Below are 18,196 nucleotides of genomic sequence, written 5' to 3'. Positions count from 1 at the left end.
CGAGGCCCGCGGGGTTTCGCGGGCCGTGAAGGCGCTGAATGCGCACGGCCGGGTGGGCCCACGTTGTCAGGCTCGCCCGGCACCCCAGGTCTTCGCCGCGCTACAGTCCCGCGTCATGGGAAACGTCCCTGACGCCGTGGAACCGAAGCTGGGAAGGCCATGCTGCTGACGCTCTCGACGACGCATCATCCCGCGACCGACCTCGGGTACCTGCTCCACAAGAATCCGCACCGTCCGCAGTCGTTCGAGCTGTCCTTCGGACACGCGCACGTCTTCTATCCGGAGGCCACGGAGGCGCGCACCACGGCGGCGTTGCTGCTGGAGGTCGACCCCGTCGGGCTCGTCCGGGAGCGTCGCGGCCCTTCAGGCGAAGGCGGTGTGCTGGACCAGTACGTGAACGACCGACCCTACGTGGCCTCGTCGTTCCTGAGCGTCGCGCTCGCACGCACCTTCCGCAACGCGATGTCGGGCAGCAGCAAGGAGCGGCCGGACCTGGCCGGGCAGCCGCTTCCGCTGGTGGCCCGCCTCTCCGTGCTCCCTTGTCGCGGCGGCGAGCCCTTCCTGCGGAAGCTCTTCGAGCCCCTGGGCTACACCGTCACCGCCACGCGGCACGCGCTGGACGAGACACGCCCGGACTGGGGCCACAGCCGCTACTTCACCGTCACGCTGGAGGCCCACACGCGCCTGAGTGAGTTGCTCACGCACCTCTACGTGCTGATTCCCGTGCTGGATGACGACAAGCACTACTGGGTGGGTGACGAGGAGGTGGAGAAGCTCCTGCGGCACGGGGAGGGCTGGCTGGCGGCGCACCCGGAGCGGGACCTCATCACCCGGCGCTACCTGCGCCACCGCAAGAGCCTCGCGCGCGATGCGCTGGAGCGGCTCTCCGGTGACGAAGCGCCCGAGCCGGAGGAGGGCGCGCAGGCGCGCAACCAGGAGGAGGCCGCGCTCGAATCGCGGCTGAGCCTCAACGAGCAGCGCCTGCAGGCCGTGGTCGCCGTCCTAAAGGAGAGCGGCGCCACGCGCGTGGTGGACCTGGGCTGCGGCGAGGGCAAGCTGCTCCGGGCCCTGCTCAAGGAGCGGCAGTTCACCGACATCCTCGGCATGGACGTGTCCTTCCGTTCGCTGGAGATCGCCCGGGAGCGGCTGGACCTGGACCGGATGTCGGAGCTTCAGCGGCGACGGATACAGCTCCTCCACGGCTCGCTCATGTACCGGGACGCGCGGCTGGCCGGGTACGAGGCGGCCTCTGTCATCGAGGTCATCGAGCACCTGGACCCGCCGCGGCTCGCGGCCTTCGAGCGCGTCCTCTTCGAAGCCGCCCGGCCCAACGTGGTGGCGCTCACCACGCCCAACGCCGAATACAACGTGCGCTTCGAATCGCTCCCCGCGGGCACCTTCCGCCACCGCGACCACCGCTTCGAGTGGACCCGGGCCGAGTTCGAGTCCTGGGCCCAGGGCCTCTGCGAGCGCTTCGGCTACAGCGTTCGCTTCCTCCCGGTGGGTCCCCTGGACCCGGACGTCGGTGCACCGACCCAGATGGCGGTGTTCGCGCGATGAAGCTCACGATTCCTGAACTCTCCCTGGTCCTGCTCATCGGTCCTTCCGGCGCGGGCAAGTCCACCTTCGCGCGCCGGCACTTCAAGCCGACCGAGGTCCTGTCATCGGATGCCTACCGGGGCATCGTCTCCGATGACGAGAACAGCATGGAGGCCACGAAGGACGCGTTCGAGACGCTGCGCTTCGTCGCGGCCAAGCGGCTGGCGCGGGGGCTGCTCACCGTCATCGACGCGACCAGCGTGCAGCCAGAGGCGCGCAAGCCGCTGGTGGAGCTCGCGCGCGAGTTCCACGTGCTGCCCGTGGCGGTGGTGCTCGACGTCCCCGAGAAGACATGCCAGGAGCGCAACCGGCAGCGGCCTGACCGGGCCTTCGGTGCGCATGTGGTGCGCAACCAGCTCCAGCAACTGCACCGCTCGCTGCGAGGGCTGGAGCGCGAGGGCTTCCGCCATGTCCACGTGCTGAAGCCGGAGGTGCTGGAGGCCATCGAGTTCGTGCGGCAGCCGCTGTGGAACAACCGCAAGCACGAGCACGGGCCCTTCGACATCATCGGCGACGTCCATGGGTGCCGGGAGGAGCTGGAGGCGCTGCTGGGCAAGCTGGGCTACGAGGTGCGTCCCCGCGCGGACGGTGCGCCAGGGTTTGACGTGCGTCCGCCCGAGGGGCGCAAGGCCCTCTTCGTGGGAGACCTGGTGGACCGGGGGCCGGACACGCCGGGCGTGCTCCGGCTCGTCATGGGCATGGTGGCGGCGGGCAGCGCGTTGTGCGTCCCGGGGAATCACGAAGTGAAGCTGATGCGCAAGCTGCGCGGCCGGGACGTGAAGGTGTCACACGGGCTGGCCCAGTCGCTGGAGCAGCTGGAGCGTGAGCCGCCCGAGTTCCACAAGGCGGTAGTGGACTTCATCGACGGGCTCGTCTCGCACTACGTCCTCGACGAGGGGCGGCTGGTGGTGGCGCACGCGGGCCTCAAGGCGTCGATGCAGGGCCGTGGCTCCGGCCGGGTGCGTGAGTTCGCCCTGTACGGGGAGACGACGGGCGAGACGGACGAGTTCGGTCTGCCCGTGCGCTTCAACTGGGCCGCGGAGTACCGGGGCAAGGCGGCGGTGGTGTACGGGCACACGCCGGTGCTGGAGGCGGACTGGCTCAACAATACGCTCTGCGTGGACACGGGCTGCGTGTATGGCGGCAAGCTGACGGCGCTGCGTTATCCGGAGCGGGAGCTCGTCTCGGTGCCCGCGGCGCGGGCCTACGCGGAGTCCATCCGGCCGCTGGGCGGTGCTGTCACGCCAGGGAGCGGGCTGAGCGCGCAGCAGGTCCATGACGACCTGTTGGACATCGAGGACGTGCGGGGCAAGCGCGTGGTGACGACGCGGCTGAGCCAGAGCGTGACGGTGCGCGAGGAGAACGCCACGGCGGCGCTGGAGGCGATGAGCCGGTTCGCCATTGACCCGAAGTGGCTCATCTATCTGCCGCCGACGATGTCGCCCTCGGAGACGAGCAAGGCGCAGGGCTACCTCGAACACCCGGCGGAGGCGTTCGCCTACTACCGCAAGGAAGGGGTGGCGAAGGTCGTGTGCGAGGAGAAGCACATGGGCTCGCGCGCGGTGGTCGTGGTCGCCCGCGACGAGGCGGCGGCTCTCCGGCGCTTCGGCGTCACGACGGGCGCGCCAGGCGTCTGCTACACGCGCACGGGGCGCCGCTTCTTCACGGACACGGGGCTCGAAGCGGCGTTCCTGGCGCGGGTGCGCGCGGCGCTCACCGCGTCGGGGTTCTGGGAGGCGCACCAGACGGACTGGGCGTGCCTCGATGGGGAGCTGATGCCCTGGTCCTTCAAGGCCCAGGAGCTGTTGCGCGACCAATACGCTTCGGTGGGGGCGGCCTCGCGCGCGGCGCTCACGGACGTGGTGTCGGTGCTGGAGCAGGCGGTGGGGCGTGGGCTGGAGGTCGGGGAGCTGGCCACACGCTTCGGCGAGAAGGCGCGCAGCGTGGAGCGGTACGTGGAGGCCTACCGGCGCTACTGCTGGCCCGTGCATTCGTTGGAGGACGTGCGGTTCGCGCCCTTCCATCTGCTGGCGACGGAAGAGGGGGCGCACATGGACAAGGACCATGTGTGGCACATGGAGACGCTCGCGCGGGTGTGCCAGGCGGACGCGACGTTGCTGGTGGCGACACCGTTCCGCGTGGTGGCGCTGGAGGATGACTCCGCGGTGGCGGAGGGCGTGCGCTGGTGGGAAGAGCTCACGGCGCGAGGAGGGGAGGGGATGGTGGTCAAGCCGCTCGACTTCGCGGTGCGTGGGCGCAAGGGGCTGCTCCAGCCAGCCATCAAGTCACGAGGGCCGGAGTATCTGCGCATCATCTACGGTCCGGAGTACACCGCGCCCGCGAACCTGGAGCGGCTGCGCCAGCGGGGCTTGTCCACGAAACGCTCCCTGGCGCTGCGTGAGTTCGCGCTCGGGGTCGAAGGCCTGGAGCGGTTCGCGCGAGGCGAGCCGCTGCGCCGCGTGCACGAGTGTGTCTTTGGAGTCCTCGCCCTGGAGAGCGAGCCGGTGGACCCACGGCTTTGATGTAGGCTTTGGGGCGGGAGCGCCAGGCGCCCAGTGGAGGGATGAGGATGAACTTCTACGACGAGCCGTCCCCATTTCTCTGGTGGGAGTCCAACCTGTGGTGGGTGCTCGCGCTGGCGATGTCCGCCGGGCTGGGCGTGTGGTGCTGGTTGATGTGGGGCTCACGTCAGCCTGGGGATGTCCTGCGGGTGGCGCCCGCGCCCGGCGTCGGCCGTCTCCGGCGGGGGCTGGACGCTGTCGCGTGGGCCGTGATGGCGGCTGCCTTCATGGGCCCCATGGCGTTCGTCACATCCTGGCTGGTGGCGACGGACTCGCTCGTCCCTCACGATGAGGTGATGGAAGGGCGTCCGTCGTTCTCGTTCTTCATCCGGTTGCCTTGGTTCGGATTGGCCCTGGTGACGCTCGTGGGCGGCATTGCCTACGCGCGCCGGACTCGAGCACCCAGGGACATGCGTGACGTGCTCCTGGCGGTGGAGACCGCGCGGCGTCCCACCTGAGGCCGTTGCGCCGTGCCTGGGGCATCATCGCCGTGACGAACAGGCGCCTCAGGCAGTGGGCGAGCCGCACCGCGCTGACGTCCGTGGCGGCGGCATCCCGGTTGTGCGGGGCGCACCTGGCCCATGCGGGCAAGGGGAGAGGCAGCCCCCGCGGGCGCTGGTGCCTGGCGAAGGCGCTCGCCAGAATTCCCAATCACATGCGAACGAACCTCGTGGGTGCCGCGCTTCTCCTGCTGGCTGCTTGTGATTCCACTCCGTTGGACCCTGGGCCCGATGACCCGCCGTCCCTTCACCAAATGACGCGGGTGGAGGCGGTCCGGGGCGTCGAGCTGGAGGTGCTCGACTATGGCGGCCAGGGCCCGGCGCTCGTGTTCCTCGCGGGCATGGGCAGCACGGCCCACATCTTCGATGAACTGGCGCTCGAGTTCCGGGACACACACCACGTCTACGCGCTCACACGCCGTGGCTACGGCGCCTCGGATTGGCCCGACACCGGCTATGACACCGCCACGCTGGCCACGGACGTCCTGGGGGCGCTGGACAAGCTGGGGCTGTCGAAGGCGTCGTTCGCGGGCCACTCCCTGGCGGGGGACGAGCTGACGTGGCTGGCGCTCCACCACCCCGAGCGCGTGGAGGCGCTCGTCTACCTGGACGCCACTGACAGCCGGGGCGAGATTGCTGCGTTCCTGGAGGGCGCGCCGTTGCCGCCGCTGCCCTTCTCCGTGCTCGACGGCCTCCCTTCACGGCAGGCGGTGGCGGAGCGGCTGGCGCGAGATTTGGGCGGAGGGCTCCCCGCGCACGAGGTCGAACAGGCGTATGAGTTCGACGCCGCGACAGGGGCCTACCTGCGCGAGCGCCGCCATCCTGGTGCCACGGAGCAATCCGTCCGGGGCGCGGCCATCATGGACCTCGAGCGCGTGCAGGGGCCCGTGTTGTCCCTGTCGGATGGGCAGGGCTTCACCGGCTGGGTGGAGGCCCTGGTGGCGGCTGAGTCGCTGCCGCTGGAGCTCCGGGAGAAGGCCCGCGGCTTCCTGCCCCACATCCGGCAGCACGAGACGGACCAGGAGGCCGCGCTGCGGCGTCATCCCGGCTGGAGACACCTGCAACTGGAGGGCGCGGGGCACTACATCTGGCTGACGAACCGGGCGGAGGTCGTGACGCGGATGCGCGACTTCTTCGCCGCCACCGCCGCGCCGTAGCACGCTCCCCGCTGGCGTTGCCTGTCCGAGCCACATGCCCGGACAGACAGCCACGGAGCACCGCTCAGCTCCGCTGCGCGTAGTACTCCACGATGAAGGGCTCGTTCACGTCCACGGGGATTTCCTCCCGCTCGGGCAGGCGCACGTAGCGCAGCCCTTCGCCCTCGCCCAGCACCTGGACGTAGGCGGGCACGGGCCGCGACTTCATCCGGCTGAAGGACTCCTGCACCACGGCGAGCTGCAGGTTCGCCGTGTGGAAGCGGACTTCGCTGCCAGGCTTGACGCGGAAGCTGGGGATGTCCGCCCGCTTGCCGTCCACCTGGAGGTAGCCGTGGCGCACGAACTGCCGAGCCTGGCGGATGCTGGTGGCCAGCCCGGCGCGCAGCACCAGCGAGTCCAGCCGGCTCTCCAGGAGCTGCAGCAGCACCGTGCCGGTGTTGCCCGGGGCCTGGCGTGCCTCCTTGAAGGCCGCACGGCACTGATGCTCCAGCAGGCCGTAGTACAGCTTCAGCTTCTGCTTCTCCCGCAGCCGGCGCGCGAAGTCGCTCACGCTGGTACGCGCGGTGGCACCGTGCTGGCCAGGAGGATAGGGCCGGCGCAGCACCGGGTCCTTGTCCGGGTCCTTCGCGGTGACGCGCGAAAGCGGAATCCCCAGCCGACGACACATCTTCCCCCGCGGTCCCAAGTCGCGTGCCACGTCGTGCTCCTTCGACCATCTCCCGGTGTTTGAATTGGAGATGAAGTTGATAATCAGTATCAATTTCAATAACTCCAATTTGGGCCCGGGGTCAAGCCCGGAGTTCGAGGTGGGGACGCGGGCTGGGCGGCTTCACTCAGTTGCCGTGCGGCGCCGTCTCCCGTCGGAAGATGGCGCCCGCGAGCACCGCCACGACGGTGACGCCGGCGTAGGCCACCAGCCCGGCGGCGACCATGGCGAACAACGCGGAGAGCCCCCCATCGAGCCGCGCGGCGACGAGCCACCCTGCGCCCGCGCTGATGACCAGGCGCGAGGTGCCCGCCAGGAAGGGCCACAGCACGCGGCCCGCCCCCTGCGCGGCGAACGCGAGCACGAAGCCCAGGCCCAGCAGGCCGTAGAACGGCGCCACGATGCGCAGGTAGTCCAGGCCCGGCGCCACGACGGCCGGCTCGCGGCTGAAGGCATGGAGCCAGACTTCCGGGGCCAGCGCCGCCGCCAGTCCAATGACTCCCGCCGCCACGAAGCCCAGCCCGCCGCCCAGCCAGGCGATGCGCCGGGCGCGCTCGTGCTGGCCCGCGCCCACGTTGGTGCCCACCAGCGTCAGCACGGCGGTGCCCAGGCCAAAGAGAACCGGGATGATGAGGTAGTCCAGGCGTGACGCCATGCCGTAGCCCGCCAGCGCCTCCACGCCGAACATCCCCACGACGCCGGTGATGACCATCACCATCAGGTTGGGCTGCAGCGTGCTCAACGCCGTCAGCAGGCCCACGCGCAGGATGTCGCGGAGCAGCCGCGGCTCCACCGGCCCCTTCGTCAGCCGGACCACGGCCCGTCCGGACGCCATGTAGCGCAGCAGCCAGAGCGCCGCGCCCACATAGAACAACGTCATCGCGAGCCCCGCGCCCGCCAGCCCCAGGGCGGGCACCGGGCCGAAGCCGAAGATGACCCCTGGCGTCACGACGAGGAAGACGGCGGCGCCCACGAGCGTCACCAGCGCGGGGACGCGCACCTCGCCCGCGCCGCGCAGCGCCGCCGCGAGCAGGTTCACCAGCCAGAAGGGAATCGAGCCCGCGAACACATAGTTCGAATACTGGAGCGCGGCGTCCAGCGCGCCCGCCCGTCCACCCAGCGCCGTGTACAGCGCGGGGCCGGTCATCCAGGCGAGGACGCTGAAGAACAGGCCAATGGCCAACGCCAACACCACGGCATGCCAGACCAGGGCATTCGCATCGTCCCGCCGGTTCGCGCCCAGGGCTCGCGCCACCGCGGAGGCCACGCCGCTGCCAATGCCTCCGTTGGACATCATCGTCATCAACATCACGACGGGGAAGACGAGAGAGACGCCCGCCAGCGCCTCCGTGCCCAGGAAGCTCGCGTACCAGTTCTCCGCCACGCCCACCAACGACTGGGCAATCAGGACCAGCGTGGTGGGCACGGCGAGCTGGAGCAGGGGCTTGAGCAGCGGGCCCCGCAGCATCGCGTCTTGAAGGGACGCGCGCCCGGGGAGCGCGGAAGGCGTGGACCCGGGCGCTGCCTCCTGCGCTGGGGCTGCGTTGCTGCTGGCTGCGTCACCCATGGGATGTCACCTCACGCGCTCAGCGCACCAAGATAGCCACCGGCGGACAAGCCTTGTTTGACCATGCGGCTCACGTCGTCGGCGAGCACTTCCTCCTCGCCAGCCTCCAGCGCGGTCAGCGTGAGACGCACCACGTCTGTAGGATTCGCCTTCGGCGCGGTGACCTGCTGGGCCATGTCGGTGTCCATGAACCCGACGTGCAACGCCAGGACCTGGGTCTTCTGCCCGCGCAACTCCTGACGCAAGCCATTGGTCATCGCCCAGGCCGCGGCCTTGGAGGCGCTGTAGGTCGAGGCGCCCGGGAAGGAATGCCAGCTCAGCACCGACAGCACGTTGATGATGCCGCCTCCGCCGTTGCGAGCCAGGATGGGGGCGAAGGCGCGGCTCGTCGCGAGCGGGCCCAGATAGTTCGTCTCCATTTCGTTGCGGGCATGCGTGAGCACGTCCTCGCTGGTCAGGCTCGCCGGCTGGCTGATGCCCGCGTTGTTGATGAGCAGCGTCACGTCGCCCGCCTCACGCACCAGCGCTTCGAGCTGGTCTGGGCGCGTCACGTCCAGGCGGACCGGCACGATGCCCGGCACCATGCTGGGGCCGGGCTCACGAGCCGCCGCATAGACTTTGCGCACGCCCCGCTCGAGCAGGCCCTTGGCGAAGGCGAGCCCAAGGCCGCGATTGGCTCCGGTGACCAAGGCCACTGCGTTCTGGAGATGCATGGTTCGGCTCCTTTTATGATGACCGTCATATTTTGCGGCGCGTGGCCGCGGTGAAGAGACCTGCCGCGGTGGGCTCAGCGGCGCTTGTTGCTCACGGCATGCTTCGCGGCGGTCCGGAAGGACCGCGCCAACTGGGTGTCATTGACCGCGCGGGAGATGAGCAGCGCGCCGACCAGGGTACTCAGCGCCGCCATGGCGCGCTCGCTCTGCTGGGAGGCTTCTCCCGAGGGGAGCTGGCTTTCGAGCAGCTCCAGCAGCCGCCGGACCTGTCGGGTGGTGACGGCCCGGACCTCGCTGGACTGGCGCCGGGTCTCCGAGCCGAGCGCGGCCAGGACGCAGCCCTGCTCGGGATGCTTCGCGTGCGAATCGGACAGGTAGGTGTCCAGCAGGGCCGCCAGACCCTCACGGGCCGTGGCGTCCTCCAGAGTTTTCATCGTCTCGGCCCCGGCGGCCTCCAGCGCTTCGGCGAGCAGGGCCTCCCGGGACGGGAAGTGGGCATAGAAGCCGCCGTGCGTGAGCCCCGCCTCCTTCATGATGTCCGCCACGCTGACGCCCTGGTAGCCCTCCTTGCGAATCGCACGGGACGCACTCCGGAGGATGCGCTCGTGGGTCTGCTCCTTCTTGGAGGGGCTCTTCATATGATGGTTATCATAAAATCGCGCGCTCGATTGTCAACCGAGAGTGTGGAGGCCCCCCGGGGAGGGGTGGGGCTCACGGTTGGATGGCCACCTTGAAGACGCCGTCACGGCGCTCGCCGAAGAGGGCGTAGGCCTCCTGGATGTCCGCGAGCTTGAAGCGGTGGGTGATGAGCGGCGACAGGTCGACGCGCTGGTGGTGCACCAGGTCCATGAGGCGGCGCATGCGCTCCTTGCCTCCTGGGCACAGGGTGGTGACGATGCGGTGGTCCCCCAGGCCGGCGGAGAACGCGTCGTAGGGCAACTGGAGCTTGCCCGAGTAGACGCCCAGGCTGGACAGCGTGCCCGCGGGCCGCAGGCAGCGCAGCGCGCTCTCGAAGGTCTGCTGGGTGCCCAGCGCCTCGATGGCCACGTCGGCGCCGCCGCCCGTGAGCCGCTTCACCTCGGCCACCACGCCCTGCTGACGGTAGTCGAGCACCACGTCCACGCCCATCCTCCGCGCCATCTTCAGGCGCGCCTCATCGCCGTCCACGCCCACCACGAGCGAGGCGCCCATCAGCCGCGCGCCAATGGAGGCGCACAGCCCGATGGGCCCCTGCGCGAAGACGACCACCGCATCGCCGATGCACACGCCGCCCGCCTCCGCGCCGCTGAAGCCCGTGGAGGCGATGTCCGACAGGAGGACGACCTGCTCATCCGTGAGCCCGTCCGGAATGGGCGCGAGGTTGGCCTGCGCGGAGGGGATGCGGATGTACTCGGCCTGGGCGCCATCCTGGGTGTTGCCCATGCGCCAGCCGCCCAGGGCCTCCCAGCCCGCGCCGTGGCCGCACTGCGAGAGGTGGCCGGACAGGCAGGCCCTGCATTGTCCACACGGGGTGATGGCGCCCACGAGGACACGCTGCCCCGGGCGATAATCCGTCACGCCGGGGCCAAGCTCCTCGATGACGCCCACGGGCTCGTGACCGATGACGAGCCCCGGGCGCACCGGGTACTCGCCTCGGACGATGTGCAGGTCCGTGCCGCAGACCGTGGTCAGCGTCATCCGGATGACCGCCTCGCCGGCTCCCGCGTGAGGACGCTCCACCTCTTCGATGCCGAAGCGGTTCACAGCCTGAAAGACATTGGCTCGCATGCGCTCCCCCGTGGCTTGTGGATGCCCACCCGTGAAGTGTCGGCACGGTGTTGGAAGGTGTCATCCGCTCAGGCGTGGATGCGGCGGTGGCGTTCGTGCCGGGCGCATGCTCGGGGGCATGGGGACCTGACAGTGGCTCGGGCCCGCGCGCTCCGGGCCCAGGTGGATGTCATCTCCTGACACCGGCCGCATCGTCCTCGGTGAGTCGCGCCCGCGCAATCAGGCGTCTACTTCAGGGGGCGGTACCATGAACGTCGCACCGGATACGGAGAAGCCACGGCAAGCCGAGCATCCGGAGGTGGCCGCCGCGCCTCGCCTGCTCTGGTTCAGCGAGCTGTCCCGCGCGGACGTCGCGCTGGCGGGTGGCAAGGGCGCGAACCTGGGCGAGATGACGCGGGCAGGGCTGCCCGTTCCGCCGGGCTTCGTCATCACCGCCGCAGCCTTCCAGGAGGCGATGGCGCCGGTGCGCGCCCGGCTGAGCGCCCTCTGGGCACAGGTGGACCCGGATGACCCTTCGTCACTGACCCGAGTCACCCAGCAGCTCCGTGAGCACGTGCGGAGCGCGCCCATCCCGGAGCGGCTGCGCGCAACCCTCCTGGAGGCGTATCAGCAACTGGGCGCGGACCGGGCCGTGGCGGTGCGTTCCTCGGCGACCTCGGAGGACTCGGCGGCCACGTCCTTCGCGGGCATGCACGAATCCTTCACTCACGTGATGGGCGAGGACGCCTTGATGGATGCGCTGCGGGCATGCTGGGCCTCGGCCTATGGCGAGCGCGTGGTGGCCTACCGCAAGGCGGCAGGGCTCACCGAGGAGCCCGCCATCGCCGTGGTGGTGCAGGCGATGGTGGACGCGTCCCGCGCGGGCGTCATGTTCACCGCGGACCCGTCCTCGGGAGACACCGGCCGCATCGTCATCGAGGCGGCCTGGGGGCTGGGAGAAGTCGTGGTGGGCGGGCAGGTGGAGCCGGATACGTATTGCGTCACCAAGAAGGAGCCTCGCGTGCGCGAGGTCCGGGTGGGCGACAAGAGTGTCCGCCTGGTGCGCGATGCCGAGGGGCACACGCAGCGCGAGACCCTGAGTCCGGAGCAGGCCCACGAGCGCGTGCTGAGCGACGTGTCGGTGCTGGAGCTGGCGCGGTTGGGGCTGCGGGTGGAGCAGCACTACGGCGCGCCGCAGGACATCGAGTGGGCGGAGGAGCGCGGCCGGTTGTTCCTGGTGCAGACGCGGCCGATTACCACGTTGGGCAAGCCCTCCGTCGCGCCACCGCCGGAGGAAGGCCCCGCGGGCAAGGCGCTGGTGCGGGGACTGAGCGCGTCGCCCGGGGTAGCGGCGGGCCGGGTGCGGGTGCTGGCGTCGCCGGCGGAGGGAGGGCAGCTCCAGCCGGGCGAGGTGCTGGTGGCCGAGATGACGTCGCCGGACTGGGTCCCCACCATGCGGCGGGCCGCCGCCATTGTCACGGACCGAGGCGGCATGACGTGCCACGCCGCCATCGTCAGCCGGGAGCTGCGCAAGCCCTGCGTGGTGGGAACACGCACCGCCACGCGCACGCTGCGAGGTGGCGAAGCGGTGACGGTGGATGGCTCGACGGGAGAAGTCCGGGAGGGACAGGAGGCGCCACGTCCGCGGGCGGTGGAGGCGACCGCCAGCGCGCCCACGGTGGGCACGGCCCCGGTGCTGGCCACGCGCCTCTACGTCAACCTGGCCCTGCCCGCGCAGGCCCGCGAGGCCGCGGCGCTCCCGGTGGATGGCGTGGGCCTGCTGCGCGCCGAGTTCATGCTCACGGAGGCGCTGGGCGGTGTGCACCCGCGCAAGCTGATCGCGGAGGGCCGGAGCGGCGAGTTCGTGGAGCGCATGGCTGCGGCCCTGCTCCAGACGACGCGCGCCTTCCATCCGCGCCCCGTGGTGTACCGGACGACGGACTTCCGGACGAACGAGTTCCGCGGCCTGGAGGGCGGCGCCGAGTTCGAGCCCAGGGAGTCCAACCCGATGATTGGCTTCCGGGGCGCCTACCGGTACCTGCGCGAGCCCGACGTGTTCAACCTGGAGCTGGAGGTGCTCGCGCGGGTCCGCGAGCAGACGCCCAACCTCCAGGTGATGCTGCCCTTCGTGCGCACGCTCTGGGAGCTGGAGGCGTGCCTGGAGCTCATCGCCCGCAGCCCGCTGGGGCGGCAGCGGGGCTTGAGGAAGTGGGTGATGGCGGAGGTGCCCTCCATCGTCTACCGCCTCCACGACTATGCGAAGTGTGGGATTGACGGCGTGTCCATCGGCTCGAATGATTTGACGCAGCTCATGCTGGGCGTGGACCGGGACTCCGAGTCGTGCGCCGAGCTGTTCGACGAAGCGGACGCCGCGGTGCTGGCCGCCATTGGCGACATCATCCGCGGGTGCGAGGAAGCGGGCCTGACGTCTTCACTGTGTGGGCAGGCGCCGTCGAACCGGCCGGACTTCGCGGAGCACCTGGTTCGCGCGGGGATTACGTCCATCTCCGTGGACCCGGCGGCGGTGCTCGCGACGCAGCGGGTGATGGCGGCCGCGGAGCAGCGGCTGCTGCTGGCCGCCTCGAAGCGGGCGACGCTTCAGGGTGGCCAAGGAGGGGAGCGTCGCTCAGGGCTGCTTGTCGGGCGGTAGGGGAGCGCTGGTGGCCTCGACCTCCGCGGGCAGCGGCTCGGCATGGGCGGCAATCCGCGCTCGCTCTGCCGCCAGCTTGCGCGGCAGCTCGGGGGAAGGGACCTTGACCAGCCGGAGCGCGAGCACCTCGACGCCCCGGTCCTGGAAGTGGCGCCCGAGATAGGAGGCGATTCCACTTGGGCTGGGAGCCAGTACGGGCGTCTTCGCGATGTGCCTGGGCAGGGCCTCGAGGTAGGCCAGGGCCTTGTCATTGTCGGGTGTCTTGCCCCCCACCCAGGGAATCAGCGTTCGGGCCAGGAGCCGGGGGAGCGGCGCCGGGTCCGCCAGATGGCGGCTGAGCTCCGCGACTGCCGCCGCACCTCTTCGGCGCAGCTGTGCCTCCGCGTCCAGGTAGGCGTCATCCTGGGTGCTCAGCGCTTCATTGAAGAGGTCGCGCTCGGTCTTCATCGCTGTCTCGAGTTCAGCGGGGCAGCGCAATGTCGCACACGCGGCTTCCGAAGTGCGCGGTCGGTGGAAGAAGCCACAGCGGACACTGCATGTGGCTTCAGCCTCAGGTCCGTCCGTGGCGGAGGACGTGGTGCTTGTTCCAGAGCAGATAGGGGAGCAGCGCGAGCGTCCGCAGCACCAGGTAGACGCAGATATATGGGAGCAGTCGCCGCCCCTGGTCGCTGACGCTGGCGACGGCGAGCGCGATGGAGGGATTGCCGAAGACGGCGGCGAGCGCGAGGGCTGTCCGGTCCTCTGGCTGGGGCCCCCCCGCCAGGTGGCCCATCATCGCGGAGCCCAGCGTCATCACCAGCATGCCCAGCAGCATCCAGTCATTCACGACGTGCAACCTCGGACCGCTGATGAACAGCAGGGCGAGCACGGCGCAGACGAACACGGCCTTGAAGAGCCACAGCATGGGCCGCAGCAGGCGCTTCGCCAGCGCCGGGCGCCATGCGCGCAGGGTCCAGCCCGCGATGAGCGGCACCAGGAAGGGCATCATGACCCGCTGGATGAGCCGGGTGGTGGGCGGAGCCTGGAACACCGCCGGAAAGAAGTCACTGAGCAGCCGCAGCGAGAGCGGTAGGAGCAGGATGGCGGCCAGCGACAGCGTGAGGGACAGCGCCACCGTGAGGCGCAGGTCGCCACGCTGCCGGTAGGACGCGACGGCGACGCTGGGCACGCCGGGGCTGACGGCCATCAGCAGGATGATTCCCGCCGCGAGAGGCGGCAGCGGGAGGGCATGCACCAGCACGAGGGCGAGCAGTGGGACACCCAGCAACACGGTGGGAAGCCCCCGCGCATAGGCCGGCAGGCGCATGGCGCGCCTCACGGCGCTCGCGTCGACGGCGAGCCCCAGGACGAACCCCATGAGCACGACGAGGTGCTGCACCGCGAACTCGACTGCGTGCCGCAGGCCCAGCGCGGCAACCACCCCGGTGTCCATGGGGAGAGGATGGCCACGGCAGGTCCCTGGGAGGCACGTTGAGGCGGCCAGCCGCGCGTGCGTTCCTCGGAGTGGCCGCGGAGTCAAGGGGGCGGGCCTCACCCCTGGGAGGGATGGCCGCCAGGGCCCCCTCGGCTTGAAATCACCTCCACGCCTGGACGCCTCGCATGACCGGGCAAGGGGACGTGCCATGGACGCGAACCATCTGCTGGAGCTGGTCAAACGCTATCAAGACAACAAGGCGTTCATCTCCAATGAGGAGACCGCGAAGATAGCGCTGGTCGTCCCGTTCATCCGGAGCCTCGGCTACGACCCGAGCGTCCCGCGGGAGGTCCGCCTGGAGTACACGGCGGACTTCGTCCAGGGAGACGGCAAGAAGCTGCCGGACCGCATGGACTTCGCCATCTTCGACCAGACGGGCACCAAGCCGCTCATCGTCATTGAGACCAAGCCCCTGGGCACCGACCTCAAGGCCCGCGCGCAGCAGCTGGCGCGCTACCTGTCGCAATTGCCGGAGCTCCACTTCGGCATCATCACCGACGGGTGTCACTACCTCTTCTTCGGGGACTTGGAGAACCCCAACGTCATGGACCCGGAGCCCTTCTTCACGTTCTCCCTGGAGGACACGAAATCGGACTGGGTGAAGGTGGCCAAGTTCCTGTCCAAGTTCAGCCGTGAGGCCTTCAACGCGACGACGCTGATTACGGACGCGGAGAACAGCCGCTACCGACAGGGGATGATTGACAAGCTCGCGTCCGCCCTGAAAGCGCCCGGCGAGCACGAGGCCTTCCTCAAGTGGCTCACGGAGGACATCTACAAGGGCAAGCGGACCACCGCGGTGATGGAGCGGCTCGCGGATGTCGCGAGGGAGGCCATCGAGCCGACGCTGCTGCGGGTCATGGGCGACGACTTCCTGAACAAGCTCAAGGAGCGCATCCAGCGACTCAACGAGGGCGCGGAGCCCGCGGTGGCGCAGGAGGGCACCAACGTGGTGAAGCCGGAGTCGGCCAAACCCTTCGAGGCGGAGGGCCGCGCCGCGCCCGACGAGAAAGGCCGCGCCGCCGTGGAGACCACCGAGACGGAGTTGGAGTTCTTCGGCGTGGTGCGGGACATCTGCGTCAAGAACGGCCACGCCGCCGAGGACATCCTCTTCCGGGACACAGCGTCCTACTTCAACGTGTCGTTCAAGCGGCCCACGAAGTGGTTCGCCCGGTTCTTCGGCAATGGCAAGCGCAAGAGCATCGTCACCTGGGTGCCGGTGGACGAGGCCCGCGCCATTGCCGCGGGCTTCGAGGTGGAGGCGGCGCCCGCCGGGTTGGGCACCACCCGCATCTTCATCGAATCGGTGCCCCAGGTCTGGGCGCTGAAGGCGCTGGTGATTCGGAGCCTGGAGCTGTCCAAGACGGTGCGTGACGAGCCACCGTCTTCAGACGCCGCCACACCGGAGGACGGGAAGCCCGCCCTCAAGGTCATCACGGGCTGACGCTTCGCCGCGGAGCTCACGCCGCCGCGCGAAGCGACGTGAGTCCCATGGCCTTGAGGGCCAGCACGCCCACCACGGCGAAGGCCTGCCCGCCGAGCAGCGCGACGCCCAGGGGCGTGAGCTCCTGCGCATGCATGACGACGAGCAGCACGCTGCCCACCACCCAGGCGGCGTCCACCAGGACGTGCACCAGGGCCGCGCCCAGGACGGGCTGCTTGAGCCCGACCCAGAGGTTGAAGGCCGACCAGGGCAGCAGGAAGAGGCCCACGCCGAACAGGAAGCGGGGCGGCAGTGTCCACCCCGCGAGCTGGGTGAGGGTGGGGGCCAGGAGCAACAAGGCCACGCCCATGAGGAGCGAGGCGGCGGCGTCGAAGCGGTAGACGAAGCGGGGATTGCGAAGCAGGTGGGGCATCATCTGGGCTCTCCGGGTGGGTGGGAACGGGAGCACAGTGTTCCTGGCGGGGAAGGTTCTCAATTACCTCGAAGGTCATCGTCCCGCGTCACGCTCTGGGGCAGTCTGGGCTCGGAAAGGGACACGGCGATGATTGGACCCCTGCTCAAGGAATGGAGGACGCTGCGCGGCAAGAGCCAGCTGGCCCTGTCGCTGGAGGCGCAGGTATCGGCGCGCCACCTGTCGTTCCTGGAGTCGGGCCGCTCCGGAGCCAGTCAGGACATGGTGCTGCGGCTGGCGGAAGCCCTGGGGCTGGGCCTGCGGGACCGCAACGCCCTGCTGGTGGCGGCGGGGTTCGCGCCTCAATTCGGCGAGCGCGGCTGGCACAGCGCGGAGCTGGCGGAGGTCCGGCGGGCCGCGGGGCTCATCCTCGCGTCGCATGAGCCGTATCCCGCCATCGTGGTGGATTCGACCTCGACGGTGCTCGATGCGAACCCGGGCGCGCTCGCGATGATGGGGCAGACGCGTGAGGCGCTGGGGCGCGTCAACCTGATGGACCTCGTCTTCGTGCCCGGGCCCGTGCGCTCGGCCATTGGCAACTGGGAGGAGATCGCGGGGTATCTGCTCCACCGGCTGCGGGAGGGCGTGCGCATGCGAGGCCCCCGCTCACCCGTGGCGTCAGTCCTGTCCCGCGTCCTGGCGCAGCCAGGTGTCGAGGCGTTGACCGCGCTGCGGCCCGCCAACGCCGGCTCGGTGCTGGTGCCCTTGACCTTCACCCGGGATGGCGTGACGACCCACTGGTACACCACGCTCACCAGCTTCGGCGCTCCCCAGGATGCGCTGGTGGAGGAAATCACCATCGAGCAGTTCCATCCGATGTGATGGATGACTCCCTCGGTGCGCGACGTGGCGGCGGCCCGGAAGTTCCACGGCGAGGCGCTGGGCCTGAAGACGTCCGAGTCGGACGGCATGTTGCCGCCGCACCTCGCGGGCGGCGTGGACATCCTCGTCTACCCCAAGGACAACCACACCCCGGCGTCGTTCACGATTCTCAACTTCCCCATGGCGGACATCGACAAGGCGGTGGATGCGCTCACCCGCCGAGGCGTGCGCTTGGAGCGGTATGACGGCTTCGACGCGGATGCGAAGGGCATCGTCCGCGGTGACATGGGGCCGCCCATCGCCTGGTTCAAGGACCCTTCGGGCAACGTGCTGGCCGTGCTCGAGACGAAGTGAGCGGCCTGGGAGCGCCCAGGCCGCCCGCGTACAGCAACGCGGCTCAGAGCGCCTTTTCGAGCGTCTTCTGCAGCGTGTGGGTCCGGTCGTCCACGTCATCGGCGTTGCAGAACTGGTGGTCCAGCGTGAGGGTTCCACCCTCGAAGATGGCCCAGTCGGAGCTGTAGCTGTCCTTCGCGTCCTGAATGATGACTTTCTTCAGGCCGCCCGCCAGCGCTTCCTTGCCCATGTCATCCACGCAGATGTTCTTGAAGGCGTTGATGATGGGCTGGAAGTAGATTTTCGGCCAGGAGGCAACCCAGGCTCCCGAGTACTGGTCGCTCTTGGTGAGCGTGTCCCACTTCACTTCGACGGGGACATCGAAGCCCGCGGCCTCATCAATCTGCTTCTTCAGGTCCGGGAAGATGTTGGTCTCGAAGTCCTTCACGATGCGACGTTCAGCGAGTCCCATGAAT

At 69.7% G+C, this 18,196-nt stretch carries 17 protein-coding genes; 8 read left to right on the top strand and 9 right to left on the bottom strand.

The window, feature by feature from the left end:
• Positions 1 to 159 precede the first annotated feature (159 nt).
• The 4 genes from HV826_RS04585 to HV826_RS04570 all read left to right on the top strand — a co-directional run bounded on the left by HV826_RS04585 (position 160) and on the right by HV826_RS04570 (position 5,817).
• On the top strand, positions 160 to 1,560 hold the full coding sequence (locus tag HV826_RS04585) for a 3' terminal RNA ribose 2'-O-methyltransferase Hen1 (protein ID WP_176415782.1): 1,401 nt from the start codon (positions 160 to 162) through the stop codon (positions 1,558 to 1,560).
• Entirely contained in the window at positions 1,557 to 4,121 is a 2,565-nt protein-coding gene (locus HV826_RS04580; protein ID WP_176415781.1) for a polynucleotide kinase-phosphatase, read from the top strand. Before HV826_RS04585 ends, HV826_RS04580 begins: the two co-directional genes overlap by 4 nt.
• Positions 4,122 to 4,168: 47 nt before the next feature.
• Positions 4,169 to 4,618 carry a hypothetical protein gene (locus HV826_RS04575; RefSeq protein ID WP_255217039.1) on the top strand — a complete coding sequence of 150 codons (450 nt, stop codon included), beginning with the start codon at positions 4,169 to 4,171 and terminating at the stop codon, positions 4,616 to 4,618.
• Between the two features lie 197 nt (positions 4,619 to 4,815).
• On the top strand, positions 4,816 to 5,817 hold the full coding sequence (locus tag HV826_RS04570; RefSeq protein ID WP_176415779.1) for an alpha/beta fold hydrolase: 1,002 nt from the start codon (positions 4,816 to 4,818) through the stop codon (positions 5,815 to 5,817).
• Between the two features lie 64 nt (positions 5,818 to 5,881).
• Here the strand turns inward: HV826_RS04570 and rpsD are convergent, their stop codons facing one another.
• The 5 genes from rpsD to HV826_RS04545 all read right to left on the bottom strand — a co-directional run bounded on the left by rpsD (position 5,882) and on the right by HV826_RS04545 (position 10,570).
• Positions 5,882 to 6,514 carry a 30S ribosomal protein S4 gene (rpsD, locus tag HV826_RS04565; protein ID WP_176415778.1) on the bottom strand — a complete coding sequence of 211 codons (633 nt, stop codon included), beginning with the start codon at positions 6,512 to 6,514 and terminating at the stop codon, positions 5,882 to 5,884.
• 136 nt (positions 6,515 to 6,650) lie between these two features.
• Complete coding sequence (locus HV826_RS04560) at positions 6,651 to 8,090, bottom strand: MATE family efflux transporter (RefSeq protein WP_176415777.1); 1,440 nt, start codon at positions 8,088 to 8,090, stop codon at positions 6,651 to 6,653.
• Positions 8,091 to 8,101: 11 nt separating this feature from the next.
• Entirely contained in the window at positions 8,102 to 8,803 is a 702-nt protein-coding gene (locus tag HV826_RS04555) for an SDR family oxidoreductase (RefSeq protein ID WP_176415776.1), read from the bottom strand.
• 74 nt (positions 8,804 to 8,877) lie between these two features.
• A complete protein-coding gene (locus tag HV826_RS04550) occupies positions 8,878 to 9,441 on the bottom strand; it encodes a TetR/AcrR family transcriptional regulator (protein ID WP_176415775.1) in 564 nt (187 codons plus the stop codon).
• A gap of 73 nt (positions 9,442 to 9,514) precedes the next feature.
• On the bottom strand, positions 9,515 to 10,570 hold the full coding sequence (locus tag HV826_RS04545; protein WP_176415774.1) for an NAD(P)-dependent alcohol dehydrogenase: 1,056 nt from the start codon (positions 10,568 to 10,570) through the stop codon (positions 9,515 to 9,517).
• Between the two features lie 247 nt (positions 10,571 to 10,817).
• Here HV826_RS04545 and ppsA point away from each other — a divergent pair, with 247 nt between their 5' ends.
• Positions 10,818 to 13,199, top strand: coding sequence for a phosphoenolpyruvate synthase (ppsA, locus tag HV826_RS04540; protein WP_176415773.1), 2,382 nt, complete (start codon positions 10,818 to 10,820; stop codon positions 13,197 to 13,199).
• Here the strand turns inward: ppsA and HV826_RS04535 are convergent.
• The gene (locus HV826_RS04535) at positions 13,176 to 13,646 is read right to left on the bottom strand and encodes a hypothetical protein (protein WP_176415772.1); all 471 of its coding nucleotides are present in this window, start codon (positions 13,644 to 13,646) and stop codon (positions 13,176 to 13,178) included. The genes ppsA and HV826_RS04535 overlap by 24 nt on opposite strands.
• 103 nt (positions 13,647 to 13,749) lie before the next feature.
• The gene (locus HV826_RS04530; protein ID WP_176415771.1) at positions 13,750 to 14,631 is read right to left on the bottom strand and encodes a bile acid:sodium symporter; all 882 of its coding nucleotides are present in this window, start codon (positions 14,629 to 14,631) and stop codon (positions 13,750 to 13,752) included.
• 190 nt (positions 14,632 to 14,821) lie between these two features.
• On the opposite strand from HV826_RS04530, the gene HV826_RS04525 reads away from it, so the two are divergent.
• Entirely contained in the window at positions 14,822 to 16,114 is a 1,293-nt protein-coding gene (locus HV826_RS04525; protein WP_176415770.1) for a type I restriction enzyme HsdR N-terminal domain-containing protein, read from the top strand.
• Positions 16,115 to 16,130: 16 nt separating this feature from the next.
• On the opposite strand, the gene HV826_RS04520 is transcribed toward HV826_RS04525, so the two are convergent.
• Entirely contained in the window at positions 16,131 to 16,529 is a 399-nt protein-coding gene (locus HV826_RS04520) for a hypothetical protein (protein WP_176415769.1), read from the bottom strand.
• A gap of 126 nt (positions 16,530 to 16,655) precedes the next feature.
• Here HV826_RS04520 and HV826_RS04515 point away from each other — a divergent pair, with 126 nt between their 5' ends.
• Together HV826_RS04515 and HV826_RS04510 are read left to right on the top strand one after the other, a co-directional pair.
• The gene (locus tag HV826_RS04515) at positions 16,656 to 17,387 is read left to right on the top strand and encodes a helix-turn-helix domain-containing protein (RefSeq protein ID WP_176415768.1); all 732 of its coding nucleotides are present in this window, start codon (positions 16,656 to 16,658) and stop codon (positions 17,385 to 17,387) included.
• A gap of 3 nt (positions 17,388 to 17,390) precedes the next feature.
• Positions 17,391 to 17,741, top strand: a complete 351-nt coding sequence (locus tag HV826_RS04510) for a VOC family protein (protein WP_176415767.1) — start codon at positions 17,391 to 17,393, stop codon at positions 17,739 to 17,741.
• 43 nt (positions 17,742 to 17,784) lie between these two features.
• Here the strand turns inward: HV826_RS04510 and HV826_RS04505 are convergent, their stop codons facing one another.
• Entirely contained in the window at positions 17,785 to 18,192 is a 408-nt protein-coding gene (locus HV826_RS04505; protein WP_176415766.1) for a hypothetical protein, read from the bottom strand.
• Between the last annotated feature and the right edge of the window lie 4 nt (positions 18,193 to 18,196).

Source organism: Myxococcus sp. AM010, from assembly GCF_013372585.1.
Taxonomy (GTDB): domain Bacteria; phylum Myxococcota; class Myxococcia; order Myxococcales; family Myxococcaceae; genus Myxococcus; species Myxococcus vastator.
This window is presented reverse-complemented; position numbering and strand designations above follow the sequence as displayed.